Below are 26,628 nucleotides of genomic sequence, written 5' to 3'. Positions count from 1 at the left end.
ATGAGTAGTTTGTAATTGTGTCCATCACATAAAAATCCCTTATCCAAACAGTTATTATCCGTTTAGGTAAGGGAATAGAAATTTTATCCCGCGTTAACGGGCAGTAAGAACTCCACCTCAAGGTTTAGAGAGAAACGGGAAAGATAGGTGGGAGATCAACTGCCCATAAAAGCCCGATTGGTCGGGCCAACAAGATGTTGACCACTCAGGTGTTGCCACAGGACGTGGCAACACCTGAGTTCCTCTATTTCAATGGGGGACGAGGAAAACCTGCACTGCTGGAAGCTTCACTTTATAAAGCATTTGGAATTGTTATAGTCTTTTTAAAAACGTAAAATAGAATACGCTCTTGCTCTTCTTCTATTTCTATTGGATGTACATTTTAAATTGATAGGAAATAGGCAAAAAAATTTAATTTAGGATTCAATTTTTGAAAAGGCACATCTATGTTAAAACAGCTTGATATTCCTGTTTTTTTGTAAAAAACTTATTTTTTGTCTATAATACGACAAAGATTTGTCGGTAAATACATCTAGACATTTCGGTGGAAGTTATTTTAATCTATAGATGTAAGCTATTAGGAGAGTTGTAGATTGTTTAATTTATTGAAAGTTTAAAAACTTTTTTGGAAAAAAGAGTAAATAAAATTACTTTAATTATGTTTATAGTAATACTTACAATATATTGTTTTAATCCATATGTTATTAATCCAGCATAGATCACGCTTTATACAAAATATTTAATTCCAATAGGTGCTTAGTAGGGGGATGGATTTGGATACAACTTTGGATGGCAGATGAGCAAGTTCTGCCTACTGAACATCCAGTTCCAATATGTTAAGATCACAGTAAAAAGGAGAATGGGGATGCGGTGGAAATGGTTATTTCACTTTTATAGTAAGCAATTTATCAAAAGCAAGTTGTATATGGGGGCAAGTCTAGCACTGATTATTCTTGTCATCAGCCGGATCATGTTGCATAAATTTGATCAATTTCATATCCAGAATTTTGGTAATTTACCATCAGAAATCAGCGGCATTGTCCAAATTGTCTCTATTTTTTATATGATTTATGCCTATCAAATCGTTTCCAATGAGCTTCAATATGGGATTCAGACGTTTTTTACAGATGGGCATCGGATCATGGTCGAAAAAATTTCAGCAATGGGTGCGGTGCATAGCCTTTTTCAACTCGCATTAGCCATTATTACATATGGATTCTATAGTTTTTATTTTTTAATCAATGGGCTAGGCATGACTTTTTTATATGCCGAATTATTTCGCTTTATCATGACTTTTTTATGGGAACCGATGATTCTCTATTTCTTTATGGCGATTCTTATCGCGATTATTTGTGGCAAGCGTAAAATCAGTTTCTTTTTTATTGCGGTTGGGTGGATTATCACAGGCGGGATGAATACAGAATTTTTAGGGACCATTTTCAATAACATCCCGGCAAAGGATTGGAAGATTCTGCTTTCATTTAGCATGAGCAACATATACAGTGCTTATGAATCATTTATTGGTTATGATATTAGCTTGGCATATGAATTACGCTTTCTATTTTGGCTGCTTTTATTGGGGGAATTCTTTTTTCTTCTCTCTCTTCGCTGGGCACAGGATTTTGCTTTACGAAAGCGGATTCGAAATCTGCTGATTGTTCTTCCAATAGTGTTACTGCTTGTAGGGAAAATGGCAATCTTATGGATGCCGAATATGTGGAATAATGCGGATTACAATCAAGAAGTTAAATATTATCAAAAGCTCTCCCATTCAAAAAGCCAGACAAATGAAGCATATGATATCCAGCAATATGTGATGCATCTAGAGGGAGATCAGCTACAAGTAACAATGTCGCTAAAAAATATGAAAACAGTACGTCCTACTTTTCAACTTTATCACGCATACGCCATTCAGTCGATCACCAATCATCATCGAGCGGTTTCCTATGATCGGTATGGGGATTTGATCACTCTTCATTTAAAGAAACCTGTTGATCAATTGCAATTTACCTACACCTTACGTTCAACAAATTTTTATCCTGTTTTAAGAAGTCGAAAGCTATTGCTTGGAAATATGGCTTGGTATCCAAAGAAAAATAGTGATCAAATGTATCGTATAAGTAAAGATGGAAGGGGTGTCGATTTTATTCCCGATGACCCTACCAAAGCAGTAAAAATGACCGTCCAAACGAAAGACAAGCTATTATTTATCAATTTACCGAAAAAGAGTGAGGGTGTGTATGAAGGACAGGCTCAGGCGGTCACATTGATTATGGGGCAGGGAAAAACGTTGGAAACAGGCGACTATCACATCACGTATCCGAGTGATTGGCCGGATCTTACAGAAAGTGCGCCCACCTTTCTTGCTTTTCAGGAAAAGTTATTGGCATATGCCCAAGAAATCGGTCCAACTGTTGTAAGTCGAGTGCCCTCGAAAATTGTGTTAGCTCAGAATATCACTAATGGAGTAGCGAAATTAATAAATGAGGATCATTTCGTTTATGATACTGGGTCATTGTATCCATTAGCATCTAAGGATACTTTGGAAGGAATTCCTACAGAGATGATGCCGATTATCATTGCACCGAAAAAAAGTCCATTCTATACTGCTTGGTGCCTTGCAGCAACTAGTTGGATGAATCGTAAACTCCATGTATTAGATCAAATTCACTTCGACTCAGACTTACCTTTTTATTCGGATTCAGATGATGCACCTGTAAAAGAAGGTACGAAAGTTTTAGAGGAATTTCAAGGAAAATCATTGAAAGAGCAACAGGAATTTTTGAAATACTGGTATGCCCATATGGAGGAAGCGACTACATGGAAGGAAATTCATAGTTGGCTAAAGGGGAATCGAAAATAATGGACCTATATATTAAAGACCTTTCAAAAAAGATGAAAAAACAAACGATATTATCGCAATTATCCCTGCATATAACGGGGATTTATGGCCTCTTAGGACCAAATGGAGCAGGGAAAACAACCGTTATGAAAATTATTGCAGGACTATCCAAGATGGATGATGGCGAGGTTTTTTTAAATGAGGAACTCATAAGTAGAGGAACTTATGTCAAACGGGTAGGTTCCATTGGTTATCTGCCACAAGACTTTCAGTTTTATCCGCAGCTAACGATTTTTGAAGTTTTAGAACATATTGCAGTTCTACAGGGAATTGTCGATCCGTCTCTTATTGCAAAAGAAATCGATGAAGTATTAGAAGTGGTCAATCTTTCTGAACAAAGGCATAAAAAAATTCATGAATTGTCTGGAGGGATGCGCAGAAGAGTGGGAATTGCTCAGCTTCTGCTAAGAAAGCCATCTATTTTGATATTCGATGAACCAACAGCAGGGCTAGATATTGAGGAACGAATTCGCTTTCGCAACTTATTGAAAGTATTGGGTGGCAATCATACAATTATCATTTCCTCACATATCGTAGAAGATATTGAATTCTTATGTACGAAAATCGGTGTCATACGAAAAGGAAAAAAATTATTTGAGGGGGCACCGGATGCGTTAAAAAATTATGCTAAACACAAAACATTCGATCTGCTAATTTCAAAAGAAGACTTGGATGATTTTATTCTAAAGCATGAGGTTGTCTATTTGGAGGAACAAGAAGAGAAAATTCGTGTAAGGATTTTGAGTGAGGAAGATAATATTGGGAAGCCAGTTAGTCCTCGTTTGATGGATGGATACCTAGCGTTATTACAAGAGGATTCGCTATGAAGAAAATTTCCTACTTATTCAAGTTTGATCTAAAATTACAGCAGTTTTTCTTCTTCCTTCCATTTATTGCATATGCTTTAGCCATTGTTTGTATCTATATATCTCCAGATGAGAATCGTGACTATATTTTTTTCCAAGTATTAGCCGTTAGCGTTTGCGGAGTCCATTTACTCTTACATTATAGTTATTTATTTGAAGAGGGAGCAAGTGAAATTCTTTTGCCCTATTATCGTCAAACTGCTTGGCTGGATCTTTTACGTTATGGGTTAGTAGATGGGCTTTGTATAGCGATTGTTTTTTGTTTTGTCGATCCCTTTTTTCATACCCCACAGGTAGTGGCCCATACGATTCTTTTAGCATTATGCTACTTTTTAGGAAGTAGTGCGTTGCTTATGATCATAAAAAACTTAGAGATTACTATTTCCTGCATATTGGTTTATACCATCATGGAAATTGGTACACAGGGGAGCTTTATGCCATGGCCTCATATTTTCTTCTTTGTCTATCCTTATGTCGATTTATGGGTGAGATTAACGTATATCTCACTTGTCATCGGTTTAATTCTTGCAATTGGTATCATTAGTCGATTTTATATAACAAGAAAGTAAAAGATGGTATGTATTTGATTAGAGAACATGCTTATTGTAGGCTTCCTAATAAATATGTTTTTTGATATAAAATGAATTTATTTAAGTCATTATCATTACAATTCCGATCATTGGCAATATTATTTTGAAATAATTGAAAGTTAGTAAGATTATCCCTCATACAAGACAAAAGGAATTCTCAGCGGTAGAGAATTCCTTTTTGTATTTAAAATAATTTGCGAATCGGTGAACCTGATAGATAAGCCTGAATATCTTCGAGTGTTTCATGATAATATTTACTGTAATTGCCTCTTGTGACGTAACCAAGATGTGGTGTTGCTAAGACATTTGGAAGCGTGCGGAAAGGATGATCCTCATCTAAAGGCTCTATCTCAAATACATCAAGTCCAGCACCTGCAATCAGCCCCTTTTCCAATGCATGGATAAGGTCGTCCTGATTAACGATCGGACCTCGTGATGTATTGATGAGATAGGCGGATGGTTTCATATGCTCAAGTTCCCGCAATGTAATTAGGTTTCTTGTACGATCGCTTAATACAAGGTGAATGGAAACATAGTCGCTATTTTGCAAAAGTTCTTCTAAAGAAGCTGCCTTTTGTACCCCAAGAGGCCCTGTTCTTTCAGTTGTTAGATTTTGGCTCCAAGCGGTTACTTCCATTCCAAATGCTTGGGCAATGCGCGCCATTTTACTGCCGATTTTTCCGAGACCGATTAATCCGAGGCGTTTACCGCATAAATCTTCACCAACGGAAATTTGCCAAGGACCGTTATTTCGTAAGGTGAGATTTTCTTGCGTAATCTGACGAGCTAAATTGAGGATTAATCCCCAAGCAAGTTCTGTAGGTGGTGCTGAATCACTGGCTGTCCCACAAACGGTCACATGATGTTCTTTAGCCGCTTCTAAATCAATTGCTGCGTTTCTCATACCCGTCGTAACTAATAGTTTCAGTTTAGGAAGATGTGCGAATAATGATTTTTGAAATGGTGTACGTTCACGCATAATAGCGATAATATCAAAATCCTGAAGAACTTCTATAAGTTCATCTTCATGATTAAAGTGCTGGTGAAAAGCTGTTACGTCCACTTTTTCTGAAATGGATGACCAATCTGCTAAATCAAGTGCTACTTTTTGATAGTCATCTAAAATGGCACATTTAAGTTTCATATTCTCTTGTACCTCCAAAATAGTTTTCTTATGGTGAATTTTATCAGTTTTATATAATAAATGCATATATATTTGTCACATTTTGGATAAAAATGTGTTTTCCCCTATTTTTAATGCTTAGTTCTGTTTAAAAGATTTCTGTATGAATTCATTTTTTCATAATGAAACAGATGTGCTGATTGGAGAAAAATAGGTGATGAATTTGGCGTAATTCTAAAAAACAGGTATTTTTAGCTCCATTTATGTAGAATGCAGATCTTCGCCACGGCTAGCTCGTTTCTTTCGTGCAGTTCATATTTGGTGAAGACAATCCAATGTCCCGTGGAGAGAGCGAATAAACTCCGAGAGAGCAAATAAAATCTCCGAGAGAGCGAATAAATCCCTGGAGAGAGCGAATAAAGTCTCCGAGAGAGCAAATAAATCCTCCGAGAGAGCGAATAAATCCCTAGAGAGAGCGAATAAAGTCTCCGAGAGGGCAAATAAATCCCCAGAGAGAGCGAATAAACTCCGAGAGAGCGAATAAATCTCTGGAGAGAGCAAATAAATCCCAAGAAAGAAAATGACCTGTTGTCCAAAGGAGGCTTAAGCCACGCCCGCAGGAAAGAGAGCGAGCCATAGCGGAAATCAGCGAATACATCATATCTTGTGGGAGAAATCGGATAATCAACACACCTAATAATAAAATTTTTAATTCAACAAATTTTGGCATCTTCCTACAAAGACATTCATATCATAGTATTTAGGTATGCTTTTTGTGCTATATGTAAATAGTTTTAAATTTTAAAATATAGTTGACAGATAGGAATTGTATAGTTAAAATCGAATAAACGCTCAAAACTATTACATGAAATACTATTTATGGAGGGAATCTTATGAGCAAAAAGCGAATCTATCTAAATGCATTTGATATGAACTGTGTCGGTCATCAATCACCTGGGCTTTGGCGTCATCCAAAGGATCGGTCAAGTACGTATAACACAATCGAATATTGGGTAAATCTTGCTAAGCTATTGGAAAAGGGAAAAATTGATGGCTTATTCATAGCAGATGTGATCGGGCTTTATGATGTATATCAAAATAGTCGGGAAGCAACGGTTCGTGAAGGAACGCAGGTACCAGTGAATGATCCTGCGATGCTTATATCTGCGATGGCTTATGTAACGGAGCATCTTGGATTTGGTTTGACGGCATCCACTACATTTGAACACCCTTATACATTCGCACGTCGAATATCGACACTGGATCATCTAACAAAAGGCCGTATAGCATGGAATATCGTCACATCCTATTTGGAAAGTGGCACAAAGAATATAGAAATCGGCGATAAGTTTGAACATACAAAACGCTATGATATTGCAGATGAATATTTAGAAGTTTGCTATAAACTATGGGAAAATAGCTGGGAAGATGGCGCAGTAGTAAAAGATGCAAACAAAGGTGTGTTTACAGAACCAGCAAAAGTTCATGACATTGCACACCATGGAAAATACTTTGATGTCCCTGGTATTCATCTATGTGAACCTTCACCACAGCGTACACCAGTACTTTATCAAGCAGGAGGCTCTCCACGTGGTATCCAATTTGCTTCAAAGCACGCAGAACTTACCTTTATCTCAGCACCAGGGAAAGAAGCGACTTTAAAGTATGTCAAAACCTTAAGAGAAGAAGCCAAAAAACATGGACGTGATCCTGAATCATTAAAGGTATTAGCGCTTGCGACGGTTATTGTAGCGGAAACTGAGGAAAAAGCACAGGAGAAATATGATGATTTAGCTCAGTATATTAGTTATGAGGGAGCTCTAACATTATTAAGCGGATGGTCAGGTATTGATTTTTCACAATTTGATCCAGATGAAGAACTAAAGTATATTGAAACGAATGCTATTCAGTCGATGCTAGAAAGTTTGACAAAAGCAAGCCCAAATAAAAAATGGACACCGAGAGAGCTTGCTAACTTTGCAGGCATTGGAGGTTTGGGACCTGTATTTGTAGGAACACCTGAGAAAATAGCAGATGAATTTGAGGAATGGATTGATGATACCGATATAGATGGTTTTAATCTTGCATATGCCATTACTCCAGGCACTTTTGAAGACATCGTAGAATTCGTCATTCCTGAATTGCAAAAACGGGGCATTTTTAAAAAGGAATACGATGAGGGGACATTGCGTGAAAAGCTTTTTGGTGAATCATCTTATTTGCGTCCAGATCATATTGGACATAAATATAAACGTATTCCGGAAAGTATAAAATAATTTTCATTAAATACCAAGTAATTAAATGAAATTAGGAGGTTTTACATGACGGTGAAGACAAAAGCCATTCAATTTGGTACGCCTGAATTTGAAGAGCTGCTTTCAGCTATTCGGGAGGATGCAAATAGAAGAAGAAAACTTCCGGTATTAGAGCATCCGTTTTATGCGATCCAATTGATCAAACAAACAAGATTGGGTGCTTTAAGATTACCAGTCGAACAAGGTGGTGGCGGGGCTACCATACCAGAATTATTTGAAGCCTTGATTGAACTTGCTGCGGCAGATCCAGATGTGGCACATATTTTACGGTCGCATTTCTCACAAGTGGAAACGTATTTAATGGATGTTGAAAGCCCTGAACGGACAGTGTGGCTTGAAAGGATTGCTGAAGGTGTGATTTTAGGCAATGCCTATACAGAAATTTCAAAGAACAATGTTGGAAAATTGGAGTTTAATACGACACTTCTTCCAGATGGTAAGGATTATGTACTCAATGGTTCTAAATACTATAGCACAGGTACGTTATATTCAGATTATATTTTTGTAACAGCAGCAGATCAGAATCATAAGGTAGTAGCGGTAATTGTACCAGCAGATCGAGAAGGTGTTGAAATTGTTGATGATTGGGATGGCTTTGGTCAACGTTCAACAGGGAGTGGGACGACACATTTTAGAAATGTTCGTGTTACAGAAGGCGAATTTGAATTAATGGAGGCAAAGACACCATTCAATTCATATGCACAATTATTCTTACAGGCTGTTATTGCAGGAATTACTCAAGAGATCGTGCAAGATGCAAAGAAAATTATTTTATCAAGAAAACGTACTTTTACATTTGCAGTCGCGGATGTACCTCGGGAGGATCCACAGCTTCAGCAAGTAATCGGTAAGCTTGTAAGTAATGCATATGCTGCAAAAGCAATTGTACTAAAGGCTTCACATGCTCTACAGAGAGCGGTAGATCATGTGCAAAATGGCGAGGTGCAGGTAGAGGATTCTCATCAAGCAGCCTTGGAGGCAGCGGAGGCAAAGATTATCGTGGATGAACTGGCCTTACAATCAGCAAGCTTATTATTTGAAGTTGGCGGCTCGTCTGCAGTCCGTGAAGAGAATCATTATGACCGTCATTGGCGGAATATTCGAACAATCGCGTCACACAACCCGAATGTATATAAAGAGCGTCTGATAGGTGACTATGTATTAAATGATCGAGATTTACCAATCAATGAAGTTTACTTCTAGGAGGAATGGAAAATGGCAATTGCTACTGAAAAAAATATATATGACCGTCAATATTTACAAAAATTGCGTGAGGAGATTACTGCTTTTGTAGATGCTAATGTTAAACCGAATGTGAAGATCAATGACGTAGATGGATTTTTTCCAAGAGAGAGTATAAATGCATTAGGAAAAGCTGGATGGAACTCTATTTTATTTGATGAAAGCTTAAAAGGTTTAGATTTAGGCTATACGGGATTTGTCATCGTAACAGAAGAAATAGCAAAAGCAGATGCATCGACAGGCCTTGTTTATGCGATGCATATTGCGGCATCAGAAAAAATTTATATTTATGGTACGGAGGATCAAAAGAAACGTTGGCTTTTACCCGTACGTGATGAAGGGAAAATTACCACTTTTGCAATTAGCGAAAAGGCGACGGGAGGTCATGTTTGGTACAATTTAAGCCGTGCGATTCAAGATGGCGATGAATACATTTTGAATTTTGAAAAATCCTTTACAACAAGTGGAGGAGAGGCGGATTTCTATGTCGCTCAAACAGGTACAGCCAATACGACAGAGCCAAGTGCACAAAGTTACTTTATCGTTGCTGGGCAGCAAGAAGGGATTATAGCGAAGCCATGGAAAGCACTAGGTGTTAGAGGAAATCAAAGTGGACCATTAGTATTCGAAAATATTCGTGTTCATAAACGTGATTTACTAGATGCTACACCTGAGGATATCTATCAAAATTCGGCAGCAATCATCGGTCTAAATGCAGTATGGTTGGGTGTTGCACAGGCCGCATTGGATGCAGCGATTGATCATGTCAAGAAAACAGAAAATAAAGGTTTTCATAATAGTTTAGCCGATCATCAGATTTTACGTGTAAAGCTTGCAGAAGTGGTCATACGTATTAAGTCTTCACGTGCATGGTTGCTCGATATTGCTCGTCATTTAGATGAGTTAAAAGAAGCCGGTAAGCCATTGACGGAAGCTACACATGAAATCAACGAGCTGAAAGTACAAGTAACAGAATTAGCTGACTTTGCTGCACGAACAGCTATGGATGTTGCAGGAGGCTATGGCTATCATGTTAGTATTTTTGAAAAATTATATCGTGATGCAAGAGGCGGCATACCAATGGCGCCATCTAACAATATAGCTCTAGATCAAATTGGAAAAGGCTTAGTCGGTTTACCTATTGAATTGTGGGAAAAAGGAAAGTAAAAAATTGATAAGCACTTTTTGCCCGCGGGAAAGCAAGTAAGCCGTAGCGGAAATCAACAGGCTCTCTCATTTTTATGTCAAGAACAGATTTTGGTGTGGAGCCTTATTTTTTAATGAAAAACCTCCTGTATAAAGCCAGGGCAAATTGTAAATTCTGGTTTTAGTAGGTTATGAATACAGGAGGGTGCTTATGTATATGCAGAGTGATCATAAAATCATCTATTGCTACAATTGTAAAACACATACCATCTATCATCATCGAGATACTCATGGTAACAGTTATGTAGAAAGTCATTGTTCTGAGTGTGGGTGGTTTGAATGGCAAAATAGAGCTGTAGAGCGTGAAAAGCAAAAATGGATTGCCTATAATATAGAACAAAGTATAGAAATACCTATACTTAAAAGTAATATTCGATTGAAGGATTCAAAAGCAAAATTTTAAGACATATTAGAATTGGTCACATAAATTTTTGAGAATTATTATTCTTCTGACCAACTCAAACTACATTTAAGGACTCTAGCAAATTGTCAGGGGCCTTTGTTTTTTTATAAAGTGAGTGGTTTATTGGATAAGTCATTTCTATCATGTAATTTACATATGTGTATGCTGAAGGTATTTTTAAGGAACGAATAGAAACATCCGTTAAATTAGCATTAAAATGATTTTTCATTTAGCATAAAATCGATTGCTCCACTCGCTTTTTTAATAGAGTATTTGGTAAAGTAAAGGGTGGATATATAAATTGATATAGGAGATATGCATATGAAAAAACGCCCACCAAGATTGCACAAAGGGGATACAGTAGGGATCATTGCACCATCAAGTCCTCCTAATATAGAAAGGCTAACACAATCACTCGCTTTTTTAGAACAATTAGGTTTACATTATGTGTTAGGAAATACAGTACAGCTACATAATCATTATCTTGCGGGAACAGACAAGGAACGTGCTGAAGATTTGCAAGAAATGATTGAAGATCCAAATATTAAAGCCATTTTCTGTGCGAGTGCTGGATTTGGGGCAGCGAGAATAGCGGATCAAATTGATTATTTATCGATAGAGGAGAATCCAAAGATTTTCTGGGGCTTTTCTGATATTACATTTTTGCATACGGCTATTGGGATGTATGCAGATATCGTTACATTTCATGGACCTACCTTGTCAAGCATCGGACGTGATGATGTAACAGAACGTACAAAGCATATGTTTGAGCAGTTATTTCAACCAGCAGAAATTCACTATGATGAAAGTATTTCACCATTGACGACGATTTGCAGTGGAGTGGCTCGTGGTGAAATAACTGGTGGGAACTTGACTTTGATCGCCAATAGTTTAGGAACGAAATTTGAGATTAATACAGCAGGGAAAATTCTACTTATGGAAGATATCGGATTAGAACCGGCACAAATTGATGCCATACTCAACCAACTAAAACAAGCGCGCAAATTCGAACAAGTAAAGGGAATTGTGATGGGTGATTTTGCAGAGATTCATCCACGAGAATATGAAGATTCTCCTCACTTAGAAGAATTATTTGAATTTTATTTCAAAGATTTGAATATTCCTGTTGTAAGTGGGTTTAAAATCGGACATTGTGAGCCCAATGTGGGAATTCCATTGGGAGTCGATGTTATTCTAGATGCGGTGAACAAAGATTTAGCAATATTACCTGGTGTAGAATAAAATTTTAAAAAATAGAATCTAAGCAGTCGAAAAGAGGAATCCACTCTTTTGGGCTGTTTTTTTATGGATCAGGTGATCAAAAAAGAAATAAATCCTTTCCATTGGAGCATATGTTTTATTATCAAAAACATTTTACATTTTGGGGCTCTACACCAAAATCTGATCTTGACATAAAAATGAGAGAGCCTGTTGATTTCCGCTACGGCTCGCTTTCCTGCGGGCACGGCTTGAGCCTCCTTGGGGTAACAGGACGTTGATCACGAGTCGTTACCAATAGGAATTGGCGCATTACAATTCCGTTCCTTAGTTGTTCATGAGGGGTCTCAACTGTTCGCTTTTCCGTGGGACATTGAATTTATTTCTTGAATCTACACCGCATGAAGGAAATGTGCATTCATTTTTGAGGACTCGAGCAAGTCACAGCGAAGATCTATCTAAGCAAAGTTAAAACTACTATTAAATCCTATTTTTATTAAATCTTCATATTCATTTTATCAAGCACATGTTTTGAAAAAGACACCATTTTTTATTTAAAAAATATTTATTGGAAATTAATTATTTTTATGCTAAAATAAGTTAATGTTAGTTTTTGCCACATTATTACCATTTCGATTAAAAATTCAGAATATTCGTAATGATTAATCAATAATGAAACGGTAATGAGGGAGGAGAGAGGATGAAATATTTTCTTTCAGTAGATATGGAGGGGATCACAGGCTTATCGGATTATACATTTGTTACATCTTCAGAGCACAATTATGAAAATTCAAGAAAAATCATGACACAAGAGGCGAATGCGATTATTGAGTCTGCCTTTCAACACGGTGCCTCTGAAGTGCTAGTAAATGATAGTCATTCTAAGATGAATAATTTACTAGTGGAAGAATTGCATGAAGATGCGACATTGATTTCTGGTGACTTCAAGCCATTTTCGATGGTACATAATGTTGACCCAACTTTTGATGGTGTGTTGTTTGCGGGGTATCATGCAAGAGCTGGAATGCCAGGAGTAATGAGTCATTCGATGACGTTTAGCTTCCGAACGATTTTCATAAACGATGTTGAAATCGGAGAAATTGGCTTTAATGCATATGTAGCAGGTTATCATGGGGTACCTGTTATTTTTTTAGCAGGTGATGACTGCGCATGTAGAGAAATAGAAGCCCTTATCCCAGGCGTTGTTACGGCTCCAGTGAAAGAAACAATTTCTCGTTCCTGTGTTAAAACACTCCATCCGAAAAAGGCAAGAGCATTAGTTACTGCAAAAGTAGCAGAAGCGATTGCGAAAAAGGATCAGATTCAACCATTAATCCCACCTGATAATCCCATTTTGAAAATTGAATTTACAAACTATGGGCAGGCTGAATGGGCTGCCTTGATGCCAGGGACTAGAATTATAGAAGGAACGACAATCATAGAATTTAAAGCAAAGGATATTCTGGAGGCTTATCGAGCAATGCTCGTTATGGCCGAATTAGCATTCCAAACACGCTATTGTTAAAGATATCTAAGAGAGGGGGAACCTGTATGGTCAATTATGTCATCAAACGCTTTTTTATGATGATTGGAACAGTCCTGATTATCGCGACTTTAACATTCTTTTTAATGCATGCGATTCCTGGATCACCATTAGATAGCGATCGTACAACAAATCCAACTATTCAAGCAAACTTAGAAAAATTTTATAAGTTGGATCAACCATTGTCCTCCCAATATATTAGTTATTTAAAATCGATTGTAACATTTGATTTTGGTCCTTCGATCAAAAAACCAAACGAATCAGTTAATAGCCTAATTGGTAGAGGGTTTCCAATATCATTTGAGCTCGGCATGGTTACCATTTTGGTCGCTGTTATTTCGGGAGTGGTTTTAGGCACGTTAGCAGCATTGAGACATAATGGTGTCATTGATTATTTGGCGATGACTTTTGCGGTGATCGGAATCTCTTTACCAAACTTTATATTGGCAACTTTGCTTATACGTATTTTTGCAGGTGAACTTGGTTGGTTTCCGGCAGCAACGTGGCAAAGTCCAATGCATATGGTACTGCCAACACTTGCATTAGCGACAGGTCCAATGGCGGTGATAGCAAGATTAACACGAGCTAGTATGCTAGAAGTGTTGACGCAGGACTATATAAAGATGGCTAAAGCCAAGGGATTGACACCTTGGAAAATCATCGTTCGATATGCATTGCGGAACGCGATGATGCCGGTTGTGACAATTATGGGAACCATGCTAGCGGGTATCTTAACAGGTACTTTTGTAATTGAGAAGATCTTCGCCATTCCGGGGATGGGGAAATACTTCGTTGAGAGCATTAATAATCGTGACTATCCTGTTATTATGGGAACTACCGTATTTTACAGTGCTTTTTTAGTGTTCATGTTATTTCTGGTAGATATCGTATACGGTGTTTTAGATCCGCGTATCAAATTGCATCAAAAAGAAGGTGATCCATCATGACGGATTTTCGTGAAATTGAAGTAAAAGATGAATGGTTTCAACCAAGAGCAAAAAGTACGGGAAAGGCGGAGGTTGTTGTACGACCGTCCCTTTCTTATTGGGCAGATGCATGGAGACGTTTAAAGCAAAACAAATTAGCCATGTTTGGGTTATATTTTTTAATTTTCTTAGGGCTAGCTGCTATTTTGATCCCGATGTTTTCATCTCATTCAGTAACAGCCACAGATTTACCAAATCAAAACAAAGCGCCATCTATGCAACATTGGTTTGGCACAGATGAAATGGGAAGAGATGTATTTACAAGAACATGGTATGGAGCGCGTATTTCCTTATTTGTTGGGCTAATGGCGGCTTTAATCGATGTCACGATTGGAATTATTTATGGCGGCATTAGCGGCTATAAAGGCGGAAAAGTAGATTTAGTGATGATGCGTATTATTGAGATTTTATATGGTTTACCACATTTGTTGGTTGTTATTCTCCTTTTAGTTGTGATGGAGCCAAGCTTAACGACAATCATCATTGCTTTAACCATAACTGGTTGGGTTGGTATGGCACGGATCGTACGAGGTCAAGTATTACAAATCAAAAATTATGAGTTTGTGACGGCGTCAAAATCATTTGGGGCTGGTACTTTAAGAATTATCCGGAAGAATTTATTACCGAATACGATGGGACCGATCATCGTTCAAATGACTTTAACAGTACCAAGTGCTATTTTTGCAGAAGCCTTTCTTAGCTTTTTAGGTTTAGGGATTCAAGCACCATTTGCTAGTTGGGGTGTGATGGCAAATGATGCATTGCCTGTTATTTTATCGGGGTATTGGTGGAGATTGTTCTTCCCAGCATTATTTATAGCTATGACGATGTTCGCATTCAATGTTTTAGGTGATGGTCTGCAAGATGCACTTGATCCAAAACTTAGGGGGTAGGAATATGACCATACAAGTACAGCAGAATGATGAACAGCATCAAAATCTCTCCATAGTAATTGGAAAGAAGATTTTAGAAGTACAGGATTTGCATGTAACTTTCCAAACTTATGGAGGTGAAGTTCATGCTGTTCGAGGGGTAACATTTGATTTACACGAAGGAGAGACATTAGCAATTGTTGGGGAATCAGGATGTGGCAAGAGTGTTACGTCAAATGCCATTATGGGGTTAATCTCACAGCCTCCGGGTAAAATTTCAAATGGTCGGATTTTTTTCAAAGGAAAAGATTTAACCAAACTAGATAAAAAGGCTGCACGAAAAATTCAAGGTGTAGACATTTCGATGATATTCCAAGATCCTATGACAGCACTAAACCCTACTTTAACTATTGGAGAGCAATTGACAGACGGTCTTAGAACACATAGATCAATCAGTAAAGCGGAAGCTAATAAAAAAGCTATTGAGATGTTGAATCTTGTTGGTATTTCAAATCCGAGAGAACGACTAAAACAGTATCCTCATCAATTTTCCGGTGGGATGAGGCAACGAATTGTGATTGCTATTGCCCTTATTTGTGATCCAATACTATTAATTGCGGATGAACCAACAACTGCTTTAGATGTAACGATTCAAGCGCAGATATTGGAATTGTTTGAAGAGATTCAAATAAAGACGGGCGTTTCTATTATTTTAATCACGCATGATTTGGGCGTCGTTGCGAAAATTGCAGATCGTATCGCTGTGATGTACGCAGGTAAGATAATTGAAATCGGTACGAAACGCGAAATTTTCTATACACCAACACATCCTTATACAAAAGGATTGTTGAATTCTGTTCCACGGCTGGATCTAGCGGAGGAAGAATTAGAATCGATCGAGGGTACTCCTCCAGATTTATTTGCACCACCAAGGGGATGTGCATTTGCAGCAAGATGTCCTTATGTGATGGAGGTATGTGACTATGTGCAACCAGGGACAACCTATTTAACGACTAGTCATTATACGGACTGCTGGCTGCAAGATGAAAGAGCAAAGGGATTATTCAATGATTAGGTGATGAGCATAGAATGCTTCACATAAATATAAAATAAAGCTTTACTCAGTGTAGGTTTTCTTATCCTAGGTATTCGTTGAAACAATCGGATTTTTACGGGCAGTTGATGTTCCCACATATTATCTGCTGTTGGTTGGTTTGGGTCTCAAAAAGTGGGGAGCTTACTGCTCATCAGTGTGGAATAAAAAGGAGAGAGCCGCAGTGAATAAGCCCAAGCGCATGTTGCTTACTGCTCATTCATGCAAGATAAAAAGGGGAAAGAGGGGAAAATGTATGAAGAAAAAATGGCTTTCACTAGTATTTCTTTCATTGCTGATGCTTTTACTAGCGGCCTGTACAGCAAATAAGGATGCAGGGAAAGAAAATACAACAAGTGATGATACAAAAAAGGGAGAAAAAGTATTGCATTTAAATAATGCGGTCGAACCAAACTCATTCGATCCATCTGTTGCATTTGATGCGGTATCATGGGCACCTCTCAATAATTTGATGGAGGGTCTTGTACGATTAAATGACAAGAATGTGCCAGAACCAGCGACAGCTGAGAAGATTGATGTATCGGAGGATGGTTTAACGTACACCTTTACACTACGTGATCATGCAAAATGGTCAAATGGAGATAAAGTAACAGCAGGCGATTTTGTATATGGATGGAGACATATGCTAGATCCTAAAACAGCTTCCCCAGCAGCATTTTTAGCTTATGTGATCGATGGGGCAGAAAACTATAACACTGGGAAAGGAAAACCGGAGGATATTGCTATTAAGGCAAAGGATGATCGAACCTTTGTTGTCACATTAAAATCTCCAACTGAAGCATTCTTAAACATTATTTCAAATCCAAGCTTCTTCCCGATAAATGAAAAAGTGGCAGTTGAAAATCCCAAATGGTTTGCAGAAGCGGATTCATTTGTTGGAAATGGACCTTTTAACTTAAAAACATGGCAGCATGATTCAAAAATGGTATTTGAAAAGAACGATCAGTATTGGGATAAGGATACAGTAAAACTTGATAAAATAGAATGGGCTATGGTCAATGATACAAATACAGAATATCAAATGTATCAAAATGATGAATTGGACATTGCTACTGTTCCATCAGAACTTGCCCAAGATTTAAAAGATAACCCAGAACTAAAAAATGAAGATCAAGCGGGTATTGCATTTTATCGATTCAATGTAGATAAAAAGCCATTTACAAATGAGAAAATTCGTAAAGCATTTGCGTTAGCTGTAGATCAACAAAATATTGTCGATTATGTCACAAGACAAGGTCAAAAAGCTGCACATGGTTTTGTAAGTTACGGATTAACCAATGCCAAAGGTGAGGACTTCCGTGAAGTGGCAGGAGATCTAATCATATTCAATAAAAGCGAAGCGAAAAAGTTGCTTGTGGAAGGGTTGAAAGAAGAAGGTTGGACCAAGCTTCCAGCAGTAACATTAACTTATTCTACAAGCCCTGATAATCAAAAAATAGCTGTCGCACTTCAAAGTCAGTTCAAAGAAAATCTGGGCGTCAATATTAAACTAAAAAACGTCGAATCTGGTGTATTTATGACAGAACAGAAAGAATTGAAGCATCAGTTATCTCGTTCTTCTTTCTTATTTGACTATGCAGATCCTGTCAATGCAATCGAAAGCTTCGTAACAGATTCCTCTATGAATAGAACCAATTGGTCAAACAAAGAGTTCGATCAGTTAATAGCTGATTCTAAAAAAGAGACAGATAATGATAAACGTTGGAAATTGCTTCAAGATGCAGAGAAAATTTTAATTGATGAGGCGCCAGTTATTCCATTGTACTTCTACAATCAACTTACTTTAGAAAAACCATCTGTATCAGGCATCGTTCGCCATCCAGTGGGTTACTTGGAACTTAAATGGGCAGATAAAAAGTGATTTTATCAGGTGTGCTGACTAGAAAAAGCAGGATAATTATGAGGCGAAATAATGAAAAATCGCAGAGAGATATGGATTGAAGCGAGGGTTGCTTGTCTTCCAAAAGGAATTTGGCGCGTAAGATCCCGCCGACTCGTTTTCTTGATGCTGTTGCGTTGCTTGTTTTCCAAAGAAAATTCGAGCAATCCGTAGCAAAGATAGATTAGCTCCATCTATTTTCATGAATTATTTAGATCATCAACACATCTATAATCTTTTATCAATATCGCTATTGAACAAGTATTTCTAACTTGAAACTATAAAACTAGAAAAATTATGGTTTGTGTGATTCCTGTAAGCGAAATGATGAACTATGTAAGAAGATATGGATGGTTTAGGTAGTCGAACCTTCATGAACAGGCGGTAAGTCCCTCACTCTAAGATTCAAGTAAAAGTAAGAGAACGAGTGTGGGACCAACTGTCAGTAAAATCTTGATTCCTTCAAGGAATATCCAGTTAAGATGAAGTAACCCCCTGTGTGAAGTTACACTGTATTGTTTATTCTCGAGGAGTGATTTATTTGAAACGTCAACCGAAAAGATTGAAACGAGGCGATACAATTGGTATCATCGCTCCTTCAAGTCCCCCTAACCAAAAAAGTCTGGAGAGGTCACTCATTTTTTTAGAAGATCTAGGTTTAAATTATAAATTAGGAGAATCTGTAAATCTAATGAATGGCTATTTAGCGGGTACCGATGATGAGCGATTAGCGGACTTACATCAAATGTTTGCAGATCCGAATATAGCAGGAATTATTTGTGCTTGTGGAGGATATGGAGCCGCCCGTTATACGGATCGTATAAACTTTGATCTAATCGCACATCATCCCAAAATTTTCTGGGGATATTCAGATATTACATTTTTACATACGGCAATAGGAAGGTATTCTGATTTTGTTACATTTCATGGACCAATGCTAGCTTCAGATGTGGGAAAAGATACTTTCCAAACAAAATCAGCGGAAATGTTCGAGCAATTATTTGAACCGATAGTACTTCAATATAATGCATCATTTGGATCTATTGAAACGTTCCATCCAGGGCAATGTCAAGGGGAATTAACGGGCGGAAATCTTAGCCTATTATCAAGTGGTATTGGCACGAGTTTTGAAGTGAACACAAAAGGAAAAATTTTAATCATGGAAGATGTGGATGAAGAACCTTATCGTGTGGATGGTATGTTAAACCAATTGCGTCTAGCTGCTAAATTTGATGAGGTTGCAGGAATCATTATCGGAGATTTTAGTAATGCCAAGCCATCAAAGCGAAAAGTATCTTTGACACTTGATGAGGTATTCGATCATTACTTGGGTAAGCTTTCAATCCCCATTGTAAAAAATGTGAAGATTGGGCATTGCCAACCACACTTTGCAGTTCCACTAGGTGCCAATGCTTTTTTAGATGCAGATGAAAAAACAATCACTATACAGCCGGGGGTTCAATAACAAAAGGGAGTGAAGAAATATGATCATTCGTACAGTTGAGACATTTCGAGTAGCCATCCCTTTAAAAAAACCCTTTAAGACCGCATTACGGACGGTCAATGTCGCAGATGCTATCTATGTGCGCATTCAACTAGAAGATGGCAGAGAAGGTTACGGGGAAGCGCCACCTACACATGTGATTACAGGGGAATCCCTAGCAAGCATCGAATTTGCTATTGAAGAAGTTTTTAAACCTTTATTGATTGGAAAGGATTTACGCTTTCATGAATCACTTTTCCAATCCTTACATCATGCCATGACTCATAATACAAGTGCGAAGGCAGCCGTTGATATGGCATTATATGATTTGTTGGCCCAAGAAGCAGGATTACCGCTTTATCAATATTTAGGTGGTGCAAAATCAGAGTTGACGACTGATTATACGGTGAGTGTAAATGCGCCTACTGAAATGGCAAATGACGCTGTTGGGTATGTTCTTAATGGTTTTCATATTTTAAAAGTGAAAGTGGGTACAGGTGAAATCGTAGATGATATTAAAAGAATAAAAGCGATTCGTGAAGTGATTGGACCAGATATAAAACTACGATTAGATGCTAACCAAGGTTGGACACCCAAAGAAGCAGTAAGAGCCATTACACAATTGGAACAGGAGAACTTCAATATAGAATTTGTAGAGCAGCCAGTTTTAGCGCATGATATTGAAGGATTAAAGTATGTAACCCAACACACTTTGATACCCATAATGGCAGATGAAAGTGTCTTTTCCATTCATGATGCGAAACGTGTGATCGAGATGCGAGCGGCAGATTTGATCAATATTAAGTTGATGAAAGCAGGAGGCATCTATCAGGCATTGAAAATTGCTTCCTTAGCTGCAAGCTATGATATGGATTGTATGACTGGAAGTATGATTGAAACAAAGCTGGGGGTTGGTGCAGCTGCACATTTTGCGGCTAGTCAAACCAATATTATCTATTATGATTTTGATGCACCATTAATGCTGAAACAGGATTTGATCCAAGGTGGGATTCAATATGAAGGGGCAAAAATAACATTTAGAACTGCCCCCGGGTTAGGGATTGAGCGAGTAAACAAAGGAGGAATTTAATATGACAATTTCTAATAACCTTTGGTGCTGCGCAGTTCCTGTCGCGACTGTATGGACTTCTACTTCATCTCCCCGAGAAATTGATAGACTTGCGATTGAAAATCCAGTATATCTTATCAAGTGGCTAGAGGTCTTATCGTATAAGGAACGATTAGATTTATGTACCACAAATCGTATTCAAACTCAGCTCCTTTATGGGGAGGAGGTCATTGTGGATGAAATTGTCGATGATTGGGCGAAAATTATTGCGATACATCAACCTTCTAAAAAGGATCGAAGAGGTTATCCAGGATGGGTCCCGATAAGACAATTAAAAAAAAGAAGACACGAAAATTACCAAAAGCATGTAATCGTTACAGTAGATAAAGTTCAGTTATGGAGCGAGGATGGGGCGCCTTTAATGGTCTTACCGTTTAATACAATTTTGCCTTTGCAACATGAATGTTCACAATTTTATCATGTTGATACACCACATGGGACTGCATGTTTAAATAAAAAGGGAGTAGCTATCACACGTAGCAGCACTGTTGGTAATCCAACGCCCATGGAGCAAGCTGTTGTAAAAGGAACTGCATTTCTCGATTTGCCTTACTTATGGGGAGGAATGTCGTCATATGGTTATGATTGTTCAGGATTTACATATAACATGGCAAAGGCATCTGGTAGGATCCTTCCCCGTGACGCAGGAGATCAAAAGAATGTTGGTCAACCTATAGATCCAGAAAGGCAGGACGAATGGAGAATAGGAGATTTACTATTTTTTGCTGATAATTTTGGGAAAGATCCAGTTCGTCATGTTGGATTCTATTTTGGAGAGGGGAAGATGATTCATTCTCCTCAAACAGGAAAAACAGTAGAAATTATTACATTAGCAAATACACAATTCGAAGTAGAACTTTGTGGAGTAAATCGATATCAGTAAAATGGGGGTGGTGCTATCATGAAAAGGGAAGTATTACTATCTGTAGAAAATCTAAAAAAACATTTTGATCTAGGCAAAGGAAGTACATTGAAGGCTGTCAATGGTATCAGCTTTGATATCTATAGAGGGGAAACATTTGGGCTTGTTGGTGAATCGGGATGTGGAAAATCTACTGCTGGTCGTACGATTTTAGGTTTGTATAATCGAACCAATGGAAAAGTTCTGTTTGAGGGAAAAGATGTGCATGCTCAATTAGGGAAGGATCGTCATTATATGCTAAAAAGTATGCAGATGATTTTCCAAGATCCATATGCTTCCCTTAATCCACGTTCAACAGTTTTTGAAATTGTTGCGGAACCAATGGAAGTCCACAAATTATATCAAAATCAAGAAACTTTGCGAAACCGTGTCTATGAATTATTAGAAGAGGTTGGATTAAATAGTGAACATGCCAATCGGTATCCTCATGAGTTTTCAGGCGGGCAAAGACAACGAATCGGGATTGCAAGAGCTTTAGCACTCGAACCTGAATTTATCATTGCAGATGAACCTATTTCAGCATTAGATGTTTCTGTGCAAGCCTCTGTAGTCAAGTTATTACAGCGCTTGCAGAAAGAAAAAGGATTGACCTATTTGTTTATCGCTCATGATTTGTCGATGGTAAAATATATCTCTGATCGTATCGGGGTCATGTATCTTGGGCAAATGGTTGAGCTGACAATTTCTGATCAATTGTATCATGAACCTCTTCATCCATATACACAGGCATTATTATCGGCAATTCCTATACCAGATCCAGATATTGAAGAGCAAAGAAAAAGAATTATTTTAAAAGGCGAGTTGCCCAGTCCTATCCATCCACCTTCAGGATGTGTTTTTCATACACGCTGCCCAATGGCAAAAGAAGTATGCACACATATCGAGCCAAGATGGCTTGAGAAGCGACAAGGACATTTTGTTGCCTGTCATTTATATGATGATCAAATAATAAGTGCAGAAAAAGAGGCCTCTACGACAACGGTATAATCATAAAAGGTAGAGTTTCCTAGTGCCATTCTTGGGGCTTCAGATGCACCTCTACGACAATGGTATATCACAGGAAGGGGCATCTATCTAACTAATTGGGAGCATATCAAAATAAAACTTTCATAAGCGATTGTTCCCAACCTATACATAAAGAGTTTTTTGCACGGAAAAAACAGAGGATAAGCGTGGAACAGCCGCTTATAAAAGCATGATTGGATCAGCGAACAATCGAGAAAGAAAAAAAAACTTGTGGGGAATTTTATTTTATTCAAAATAGCATTCTTGTTCTGCTTCACAATAAGAGGTTTAAAATTATTCACGTTTTTATCTAGTATAAACGGGCAGTAAGACCCCCACCTCAAAATTCAGCAAAAGGAAAGAAATTAGGTGGGAGATAAATTGCCGCATGTACACGATTGGTTCGGGTGGGCAAGATGTTGATCACTCAGGTGTTGCCAAAGGACGTGTCGCTTTTCACTTCCGTTCCTCTAGTTCAGTGGGGGATGAGGAAAACTCCTACTGATGGAAGATTCATTTTATTTCTAATATAATAGGTCTTTATACTTCTACTTGACTATGGTCTTTTGTGATGAATGCGATACGATAATCGCCACCATGAATTTGTGAGAACATTTTTCCGGCAGCATTCAATAGTGCTATACTTTCTTCCTCTGAAAAAGATGGACGAAGATAAAATAATTGGATCGCATCCGTTGTTTCTTCTGTAACAGCAGTACGTTTCGAATCAACGAAGGGGCTTCCGAATGCGCCTTTAGTATCTTTTGAATAGGCAATATTTTTTAGCTTATTGTAGCGACCGTTTAATCCCTCATAGCCTGTTTCTTCATGACCGAGTGTAATGGTAATATCCCCCTCTATTAAATTCGCATCGTAAATACCAATAGGAATTTCATATTGCAATGAGAAGAAATTATTCAAATCGACTGCAGAGTGGAAGGGTGTCAAATAGTTTTGCTTGGCTATTCTTCGCATCAAGCTTTCTGCAGAATGTCGATAGCGGTTTTGGTCCCCTCCTAAGACTTTCCAAATAGTACGCCATTCCTTAATCCCTGGTCTTTCTGTGACAGGTTGTTGCTGTAATTCTAGATAAAGGTTTTCTTGATATAATCGTGTTCTCCCTTTGATCATTTGAGGAGATTCTCCAACTGTAATTTTGGTATAATGGATAATGCCGATTTTAAAAGTTGGTACTAAATTGGTTAATGTTGAATCCATTATAATTTTAGTCATTGTACATCACCTAATCATTATATTTTTTCCAGTTTATCATAGAAGAGGGAGTGAAACCAAATGAATATGGCTGAGCTAAAGCAGGAGCTAATCACTTATGCACATAGTATTGGTATCGATAAAATTGGTTTTACTTCCGCATCCCCTTTTAGTGAATTAAAGAACTGTCTTCGTCGTCAGCAAGAATTAGGGTATCAATCGGGTTTTGAAGAATCAGATATAGAAAAGCGGACAAATCCTAAACTCTTACTAGAGGAAGCTGCAAGTATTATAGCAATTGCGATTGCCTACCCATCGAAAATGAAAAATCCACCACAGGGAAAGAAAGGCGCAAGACGTGGTATCTTTTGTCGTGCTTCTTGGGGAATGGATTATCATACTATATTACGTGAAAAACTAGCATCACTCGAAATCTTTCTCCAAGAAAAAGTTCCAGGATGTCGCCTGCGTTCCATGGTAGATACCGGTGAATTATCAGATCGTGCTGTTGCTGAAAGGGCTGGCATTGGATGGAGTGCGAAAAATTGTGCTGTCATTACACCTGAATATGGTTCTTATGTTTATCTAGGTGAAATGATTACGGATCTGCCATTTGAATCGGATGATCTGATGGAAGATCAATGTGGAGATTGTCGTCTATGCTTGGATGTTTGTCCTACAGGTGCACTTGTTCAAGGGGGGCAACTAAATTCACAAAAATGTGTCGCTTATTTAACACAGACAAAGGGATTTTTGCCGGATGAATATCGGACAAAAATTGGCAATCGTATTTATGGTTGTGATACATGCCAAACTGTTTGTCCAAAAAATAAGGGAAAGACCAATTGGATGCATGATGTCTTTCAGCCTGATCCTGAAGTAGCCAAGCCACTCCTTGAGCCATTATTAACCATTTCAAATCGTGATTTTAAACAAACGTACGGTCATATTTCGGGTTCTTGGCGGGGAAAGAAGCCGATCCAACGGAATGCAATTATTGCATTGGCGCATTTTAAAGAAGAGGCTGCTGTGCCGACTTTAATAGAAATTTTTCAAAATGATGAGCGCCCTGTAATAAGAGGAACTGCTGCATGGGCACTTGGTAAAATTGGTGGCGAAGGTGTGAAAGAAATATTACAAGAAGGATTACTTCGTGAAAAAGAAGATTCTGTTCGATTAGAAATTCAAAAAGGTTTATCCCGCTTTAATGGGCAGTAAGACCCCCCATCTTGAGATATAGAGAGAAACGAAAAAGATAGATGGGGGAACAACTGCCCGTAAAAGTCCGATTGGTTCGGGCGGGCAGGATGTTGGTCCCTCAGGTGTTGCCACAGGACGTGGCGCTCTTCACTTAAGTTCCTCTACTTCAGTGGGGGATGAAGAAAACCCCCACTGATGAAGTTTCACTTTATCATTATTAATAGAAAAATAAAGGAAGTGTCGCGAAGTGTCTTTACACATCGTTTTATATCAACCAGAAATTCCAGCAAACACAGGGAATATTGCAAGAACTTGCGCGGGAACCAATACACATTTACATTTGATCCGACCATTAGGATTCTCGACAGATGATAAAATGTTGAAAAGAGCAGGATTAGATTATTGGCCTAAAGTCAATATCACCTATTACGATTCGGTAGAAGAATTTTATGAAAAAAATGCAGACGGCACGATTTACTATATCGAGACATTTGGTACGAAAACTTACTCAGATTTTGACTTTAGTAATCCAGATGAAGAAATCTATTTTATGTTTGGAAAAGAAACGACGGGTATTCCAAAAGTATTAATTCAAGATCATCAAGACCAATGCTTACGTATCCCACAAAGTGATAATGTCCGTTCTTTGAATTTATCCAATACGGCGGCCATTGTTATTTTCGAAGCTTTACGTCAACAAGGTTTTAGAGATTTACTTTAGTATATTTTGTCTCGCATTAACAGGTGGTAAGCTTTCCATATCAAGAATTCAGTAAAAAAGGGTGTCTATTGGGTGGGACAAGCCCTTGTAGTAAAATAAGCATCTAAAATGGGACCTAAATATAAAAAGAGGACAATGTTTATAAGTTGTCCTCTTTTTATATGAAAAATTATTTTTCAGAACCTGGCTTGTCTTCATAACCAGCAGTGAAGATTGCAGTTAAGAAAGATAGAATAACTCCAAGGATTAAAAGTAATTTCATGGAAGTACCCTCCTAATAATAGATGAAAAAGTTCTCTCTTCAGTATAGCCTAATTATATAAAAAATGAAACGCCATTTCTTTATGAAAATATGGCGGAAATCGATCAATATTTATCCTGTATCAATAAGACAGTAAGTTTTCTATATCAAAATGCCAAAAAAGAAGACTGTAAGTAAAGAAACAACAGCCAGATCGATGTCATTAACATCCTGCGGGATAAAGTTATTGGGAGAAGTTTCGCTTTATCTCGTATGAACTGGCAGTGAGTCTTCCTATTAAGCCACTATTAAGAAGAAGGAGGAGACAAAAGAGAGGCACATCAGCCTGTAAAAATCCAATTAGTTCAACTAACCTAAAGTGAGGATAAAGAAAATCCTTACTGAGTGAAGTTTTATTCTACCCTATTTCCAAACGCATACTTTTACTATTCTTGG

22 protein-coding genes are annotated in these 26,628 nt (G+C 37.9%); 19 read left to right on the top strand and 3 right to left on the bottom strand.

Annotated features, from left to right (window positions below):
• Window positions 1-865 precede the first annotated feature (865 nt).
• The 3 genes from FEZ13_RS16790 to FEZ13_RS16780 are packed head-to-tail and all read left to right on the top strand — an operon-like array spanning window position 866 to window position 4,337.
• Window positions 866-2,863, top strand: a complete 1,998-nt coding sequence (locus FEZ13_RS16790) for a hypothetical protein (protein ID WP_146553624.1) — start codon at window positions 866-868, stop codon at window positions 2,861-2,863.
• Window positions 2,863-3,729: an ATP-binding cassette domain-containing protein gene (locus tag FEZ13_RS16785; RefSeq protein ID WP_146553623.1), complete on the top strand. Its 867-nt coding sequence runs from the start codon at window positions 2,863-2,865 to the stop codon at window positions 3,727-3,729. Before FEZ13_RS16790 ends, FEZ13_RS16785 begins: the two co-directional genes overlap by 1 nt.
• On the top strand, window positions 3,726-4,337 hold the full coding sequence (locus tag FEZ13_RS16780) for a hypothetical protein (protein WP_146553622.1): 612 nt from the start codon (window positions 3,726-3,728) through the stop codon (window positions 4,335-4,337). The genes FEZ13_RS16785 and FEZ13_RS16780 overlap by 4 nt, the downstream gene beginning before the upstream one ends.
• Before the next feature lie 205 nt (window positions 4,338-4,542).
• Here FEZ13_RS16780 and FEZ13_RS16775 read toward each other — a convergent pair whose 3' ends face one another.
• Both FEZ13_RS16775 and FEZ13_RS16770 read right to left on the bottom strand, forming a co-directional pair.
• Window positions 4,543-5,502, bottom strand: a complete 960-nt coding sequence (locus FEZ13_RS16775; RefSeq protein WP_146553621.1) for a D-2-hydroxyacid dehydrogenase family protein — start codon at window positions 5,500-5,502, stop codon at window positions 4,543-4,545.
• A gap of 445 nt (window positions 5,503-5,947) precedes the next feature.
• On the bottom strand, window positions 5,948-6,211 hold the full coding sequence (locus FEZ13_RS16770) for a hypothetical protein (protein WP_146553620.1): 264 nt from the start codon (window positions 6,209-6,211) through the stop codon (window positions 5,948-5,950).
• Between the two features lie 163 nt (window positions 6,212-6,374).
• On the opposite strand from FEZ13_RS16770, the gene FEZ13_RS16765 reads away from it, so the two are divergent.
• The 14 genes from FEZ13_RS16765 to FEZ13_RS16700 all read left to right on the top strand — a co-directional run bounded on the left by FEZ13_RS16765 (window position 6,375) and on the right by FEZ13_RS16700 (window position 22,780).
• Window positions 6,375-7,757, top strand: coding sequence for an LLM class flavin-dependent oxidoreductase (locus tag FEZ13_RS16765; RefSeq protein WP_146553619.1), 1,383 nt, complete (start codon window positions 6,375-6,377; stop codon window positions 7,755-7,757).
• Between the two features lie 45 nt (window positions 7,758-7,802).
• Window positions 7,803-8,999: an acyl-CoA dehydrogenase family protein gene (locus FEZ13_RS16760; RefSeq protein ID WP_146547473.1), complete on the top strand. Its 1,197-nt coding sequence runs from the start codon at window positions 7,803-7,805 to the stop codon at window positions 8,997-8,999.
• 12 nt (window positions 9,000-9,011) lie between these two features.
• On the top strand, window positions 9,012-10,205 hold the full coding sequence (locus tag FEZ13_RS16755; protein WP_146553618.1) for an acyl-CoA dehydrogenase family protein: 1,194 nt from the start codon (window positions 9,012-9,014) through the stop codon (window positions 10,203-10,205).
• A 190-nt stretch (window positions 10,206-10,395) separates the two neighbouring features.
• A complete protein-coding gene (locus FEZ13_RS16750; RefSeq protein ID WP_255473232.1) occupies window positions 10,396-10,647 on the top strand; it encodes a hypothetical protein in 252 nt (83 codons plus the stop codon).
• A gap of 321 nt (window positions 10,648-10,968) precedes the next feature.
• Window positions 10,969-11,889, top strand: coding sequence for a S66 peptidase family protein (locus tag FEZ13_RS16745; protein WP_146553617.1), 921 nt, complete (start codon window positions 10,969-10,971; stop codon window positions 11,887-11,889).
• Between the two features lie 676 nt (window positions 11,890-12,565).
• Window positions 12,566-13,390 (top strand): M55 family metallopeptidase, encoded by an 825-nt coding sequence (locus FEZ13_RS16740; protein ID WP_146553616.1) that lies wholly within the window; start codon window positions 12,566-12,568, stop codon window positions 13,388-13,390.
• A gap of 26 nt (window positions 13,391-13,416) precedes the next feature.
• Complete coding sequence (locus FEZ13_RS16735) at window positions 13,417-14,355, top strand: ABC transporter permease (RefSeq protein WP_146547478.1); 939 nt, start codon at window positions 13,417-13,419, stop codon at window positions 14,353-14,355.
• Window positions 14,352-15,287 (top strand): ABC transporter permease, encoded by a 936-nt coding sequence (locus FEZ13_RS16730; protein WP_146547479.1) that lies wholly within the window; start codon window positions 14,352-14,354, stop codon window positions 15,285-15,287. Before FEZ13_RS16735 ends, FEZ13_RS16730 begins: the two co-directional genes overlap by 4 nt.
• A gap of 4 nt (window positions 15,288-15,291) precedes the next feature.
• Entirely contained in the window at window positions 15,292-16,341 is a 1,050-nt protein-coding gene (locus tag FEZ13_RS16725; protein WP_146553615.1) for an ABC transporter ATP-binding protein, read from the top strand.
• 274 nt (window positions 16,342-16,615) lie between these two features.
• A complete protein-coding gene (locus FEZ13_RS16720; RefSeq protein WP_146553614.1) occupies window positions 16,616-18,241 on the top strand; it encodes a peptide ABC transporter substrate-binding protein in 1,626 nt (541 codons plus the stop codon).
• Between the two features lie 559 nt (window positions 18,242-18,800).
• The gene (locus tag FEZ13_RS16715) at window positions 18,801-19,724 is read left to right on the top strand and encodes a S66 peptidase family protein (protein ID WP_146553613.1); all 924 of its coding nucleotides are present in this window, start codon (window positions 18,801-18,803) and stop codon (window positions 19,722-19,724) included.
• A 19-nt stretch (window positions 19,725-19,743) separates the two neighbouring features.
• On the top strand, window positions 19,744-20,832 hold the full coding sequence (locus tag FEZ13_RS16710) for a dipeptide epimerase (protein WP_146553612.1): 1,089 nt from the start codon (window positions 19,744-19,746) through the stop codon (window positions 20,830-20,832).
• Window position 20,833: 1 nt separating this feature from the next.
• Window positions 20,834-21,754: a C40 family peptidase gene (locus FEZ13_RS16705; RefSeq protein ID WP_146553611.1), complete on the top strand. Its 921-nt coding sequence runs from the start codon at window positions 20,834-20,836 to the stop codon at window positions 21,752-21,754.
• 18 nt (window positions 21,755-21,772) lie between these two features.
• Window positions 21,773-22,780, top strand: coding sequence for an ABC transporter ATP-binding protein (locus tag FEZ13_RS16700; protein WP_146553610.1), 1,008 nt, complete (start codon window positions 21,773-21,775; stop codon window positions 22,778-22,780).
• A 558-nt stretch (window positions 22,781-23,338) separates the two neighbouring features.
• Here FEZ13_RS16700 and FEZ13_RS16695 read toward each other — a convergent pair.
• Complete coding sequence (locus tag FEZ13_RS16695; RefSeq protein ID WP_146553609.1) at window positions 23,339-24,031, bottom strand: B3/B4 domain-containing protein; 693 nt, start codon at window positions 24,029-24,031, stop codon at window positions 23,339-23,341.
• 60 nt (window positions 24,032-24,091) lie between these two features.
• Here FEZ13_RS16695 and queG point away from each other — a divergent pair, with 60 nt between their 5' ends.
• Window positions 24,092-25,228, top strand: a complete 1,137-nt coding sequence (queG, locus tag FEZ13_RS16690; RefSeq protein ID WP_146553608.1) for a tRNA epoxyqueuosine(34) reductase QueG — start codon at window positions 24,092-24,094, stop codon at window positions 25,226-25,228.
• A gap of 229 nt (window positions 25,229-25,457) precedes the next feature.
• The gene (gene trmL / locus FEZ13_RS16685; RefSeq protein WP_146547488.1) at window positions 25,458-25,931 is read left to right on the top strand and encodes a tRNA (uridine(34)/cytosine(34)/5-carboxymethylaminomethyluridine(34)-2'-O)-methyltransferase TrmL; all 474 of its coding nucleotides are present in this window, start codon (window positions 25,458-25,460) and stop codon (window positions 25,929-25,931) included.
• The last annotated feature ends 697 nt before the right edge of the window (window positions 25,932-26,628 follow it).

Origin of the sequence: Rummeliibacillus sp. SL167 (assembly GCF_007896505.1) — a bacterium.
Taxonomy (GTDB): Bacteria; Bacillota; Bacilli; order Bacillales_A; family Planococcaceae; genus Rummeliibacillus; species Rummeliibacillus suwonensis.
Note: the sequence above shows the minus strand (reverse complement) of the source record. Positions and strands in the feature narration are given on the sequence as shown.

Bases quoted from the DNA above. Each gene is read 5' to 3' on its own strand.
- FEZ13_RS16790 (WP_146553624.1), top strand. From the start codon at position 866: ATGCGGTGGAAATGGTTATTTCACTTTTATAGTAAGCAATTTATCAAA.
- FEZ13_RS16785 (WP_146553623.1), top strand. From the start codon at position 2,863: ATGGACCTATATATTAAAGACCTTTCAAAAAAGATGAAAAAACAAACG.
- FEZ13_RS16780 (WP_146553622.1), top strand. From the start codon at position 3,726: ATGAAGAAAATTTCCTACTTATTCAAGTTTGATCTAAAATTACAGCAG.
- FEZ13_RS16775 (WP_146553621.1), bottom strand. From the start codon at position 5,502: ATGAAACTTAAATGTGCCATTTTAGATGACTATCAAAAAGTAGCACTT.
- FEZ13_RS16770 (WP_146553620.1), bottom strand. From the start codon at position 6,211: ATGCCAAAATTTGTTGAATTAAAAATTTTATTATTAGGTGTGTTGATT.
- FEZ13_RS16765 (WP_146553619.1), top strand. From the start codon at position 6,375: ATGAGCAAAAAGCGAATCTATCTAAATGCATTTGATATGAACTGTGTC.
- FEZ13_RS16760 (WP_146547473.1), top strand. From the start codon at position 7,803: ATGACGGTGAAGACAAAAGCCATTCAATTTGGTACGCCTGAATTTGAA.
- FEZ13_RS16755 (WP_146553618.1), top strand. From the start codon at position 9,012: ATGGCAATTGCTACTGAAAAAAATATATATGACCGTCAATATTTACAA.
- FEZ13_RS16750 (WP_255473232.1), top strand. From the start codon at position 10,396: ATGTATATGCAGAGTGATCATAAAATCATCTATTGCTACAATTGTAAA.
- FEZ13_RS16745 (WP_146553617.1), top strand. From the start codon at position 10,969: ATGAAAAAACGCCCACCAAGATTGCACAAAGGGGATACAGTAGGGATC.
- FEZ13_RS16740 (WP_146553616.1), top strand. From the start codon at position 12,566: ATGAAATATTTTCTTTCAGTAGATATGGAGGGGATCACAGGCTTATCG.
- FEZ13_RS16735 (WP_146547478.1), top strand. From the start codon at position 13,417: ATGGTCAATTATGTCATCAAACGCTTTTTTATGATGATTGGAACAGTC.
- FEZ13_RS16730 (WP_146547479.1), top strand. From the start codon at position 14,352: ATGACGGATTTTCGTGAAATTGAAGTAAAAGATGAATGGTTTCAACCA.
- FEZ13_RS16725 (WP_146553615.1), top strand. From the start codon at position 15,292: ATGACCATACAAGTACAGCAGAATGATGAACAGCATCAAAATCTCTCC.
- FEZ13_RS16720 (WP_146553614.1), top strand. From the start codon at position 16,616: ATGAAGAAAAAATGGCTTTCACTAGTATTTCTTTCATTGCTGATGCTT.
- FEZ13_RS16710 (WP_146553612.1), top strand. From the start codon at position 19,744: ATGATCATTCGTACAGTTGAGACATTTCGAGTAGCCATCCCTTTAAAA.
- FEZ13_RS16705 (WP_146553611.1), top strand. From the start codon at position 20,834: ATGACAATTTCTAATAACCTTTGGTGCTGCGCAGTTCCTGTCGCGACT.
- FEZ13_RS16700 (WP_146553610.1), top strand. From the start codon at position 21,773: ATGAAAAGGGAAGTATTACTATCTGTAGAAAATCTAAAAAAACATTTT.
- FEZ13_RS16695 (WP_146553609.1), bottom strand. From the start codon at position 24,031: ATGACTAAAATTATAATGGATTCAACATTAACCAATTTAGTACCAACT.
- queG (WP_146553608.1), top strand. From the start codon at position 24,092: ATGAATATGGCTGAGCTAAAGCAGGAGCTAATCACTTATGCACATAGT.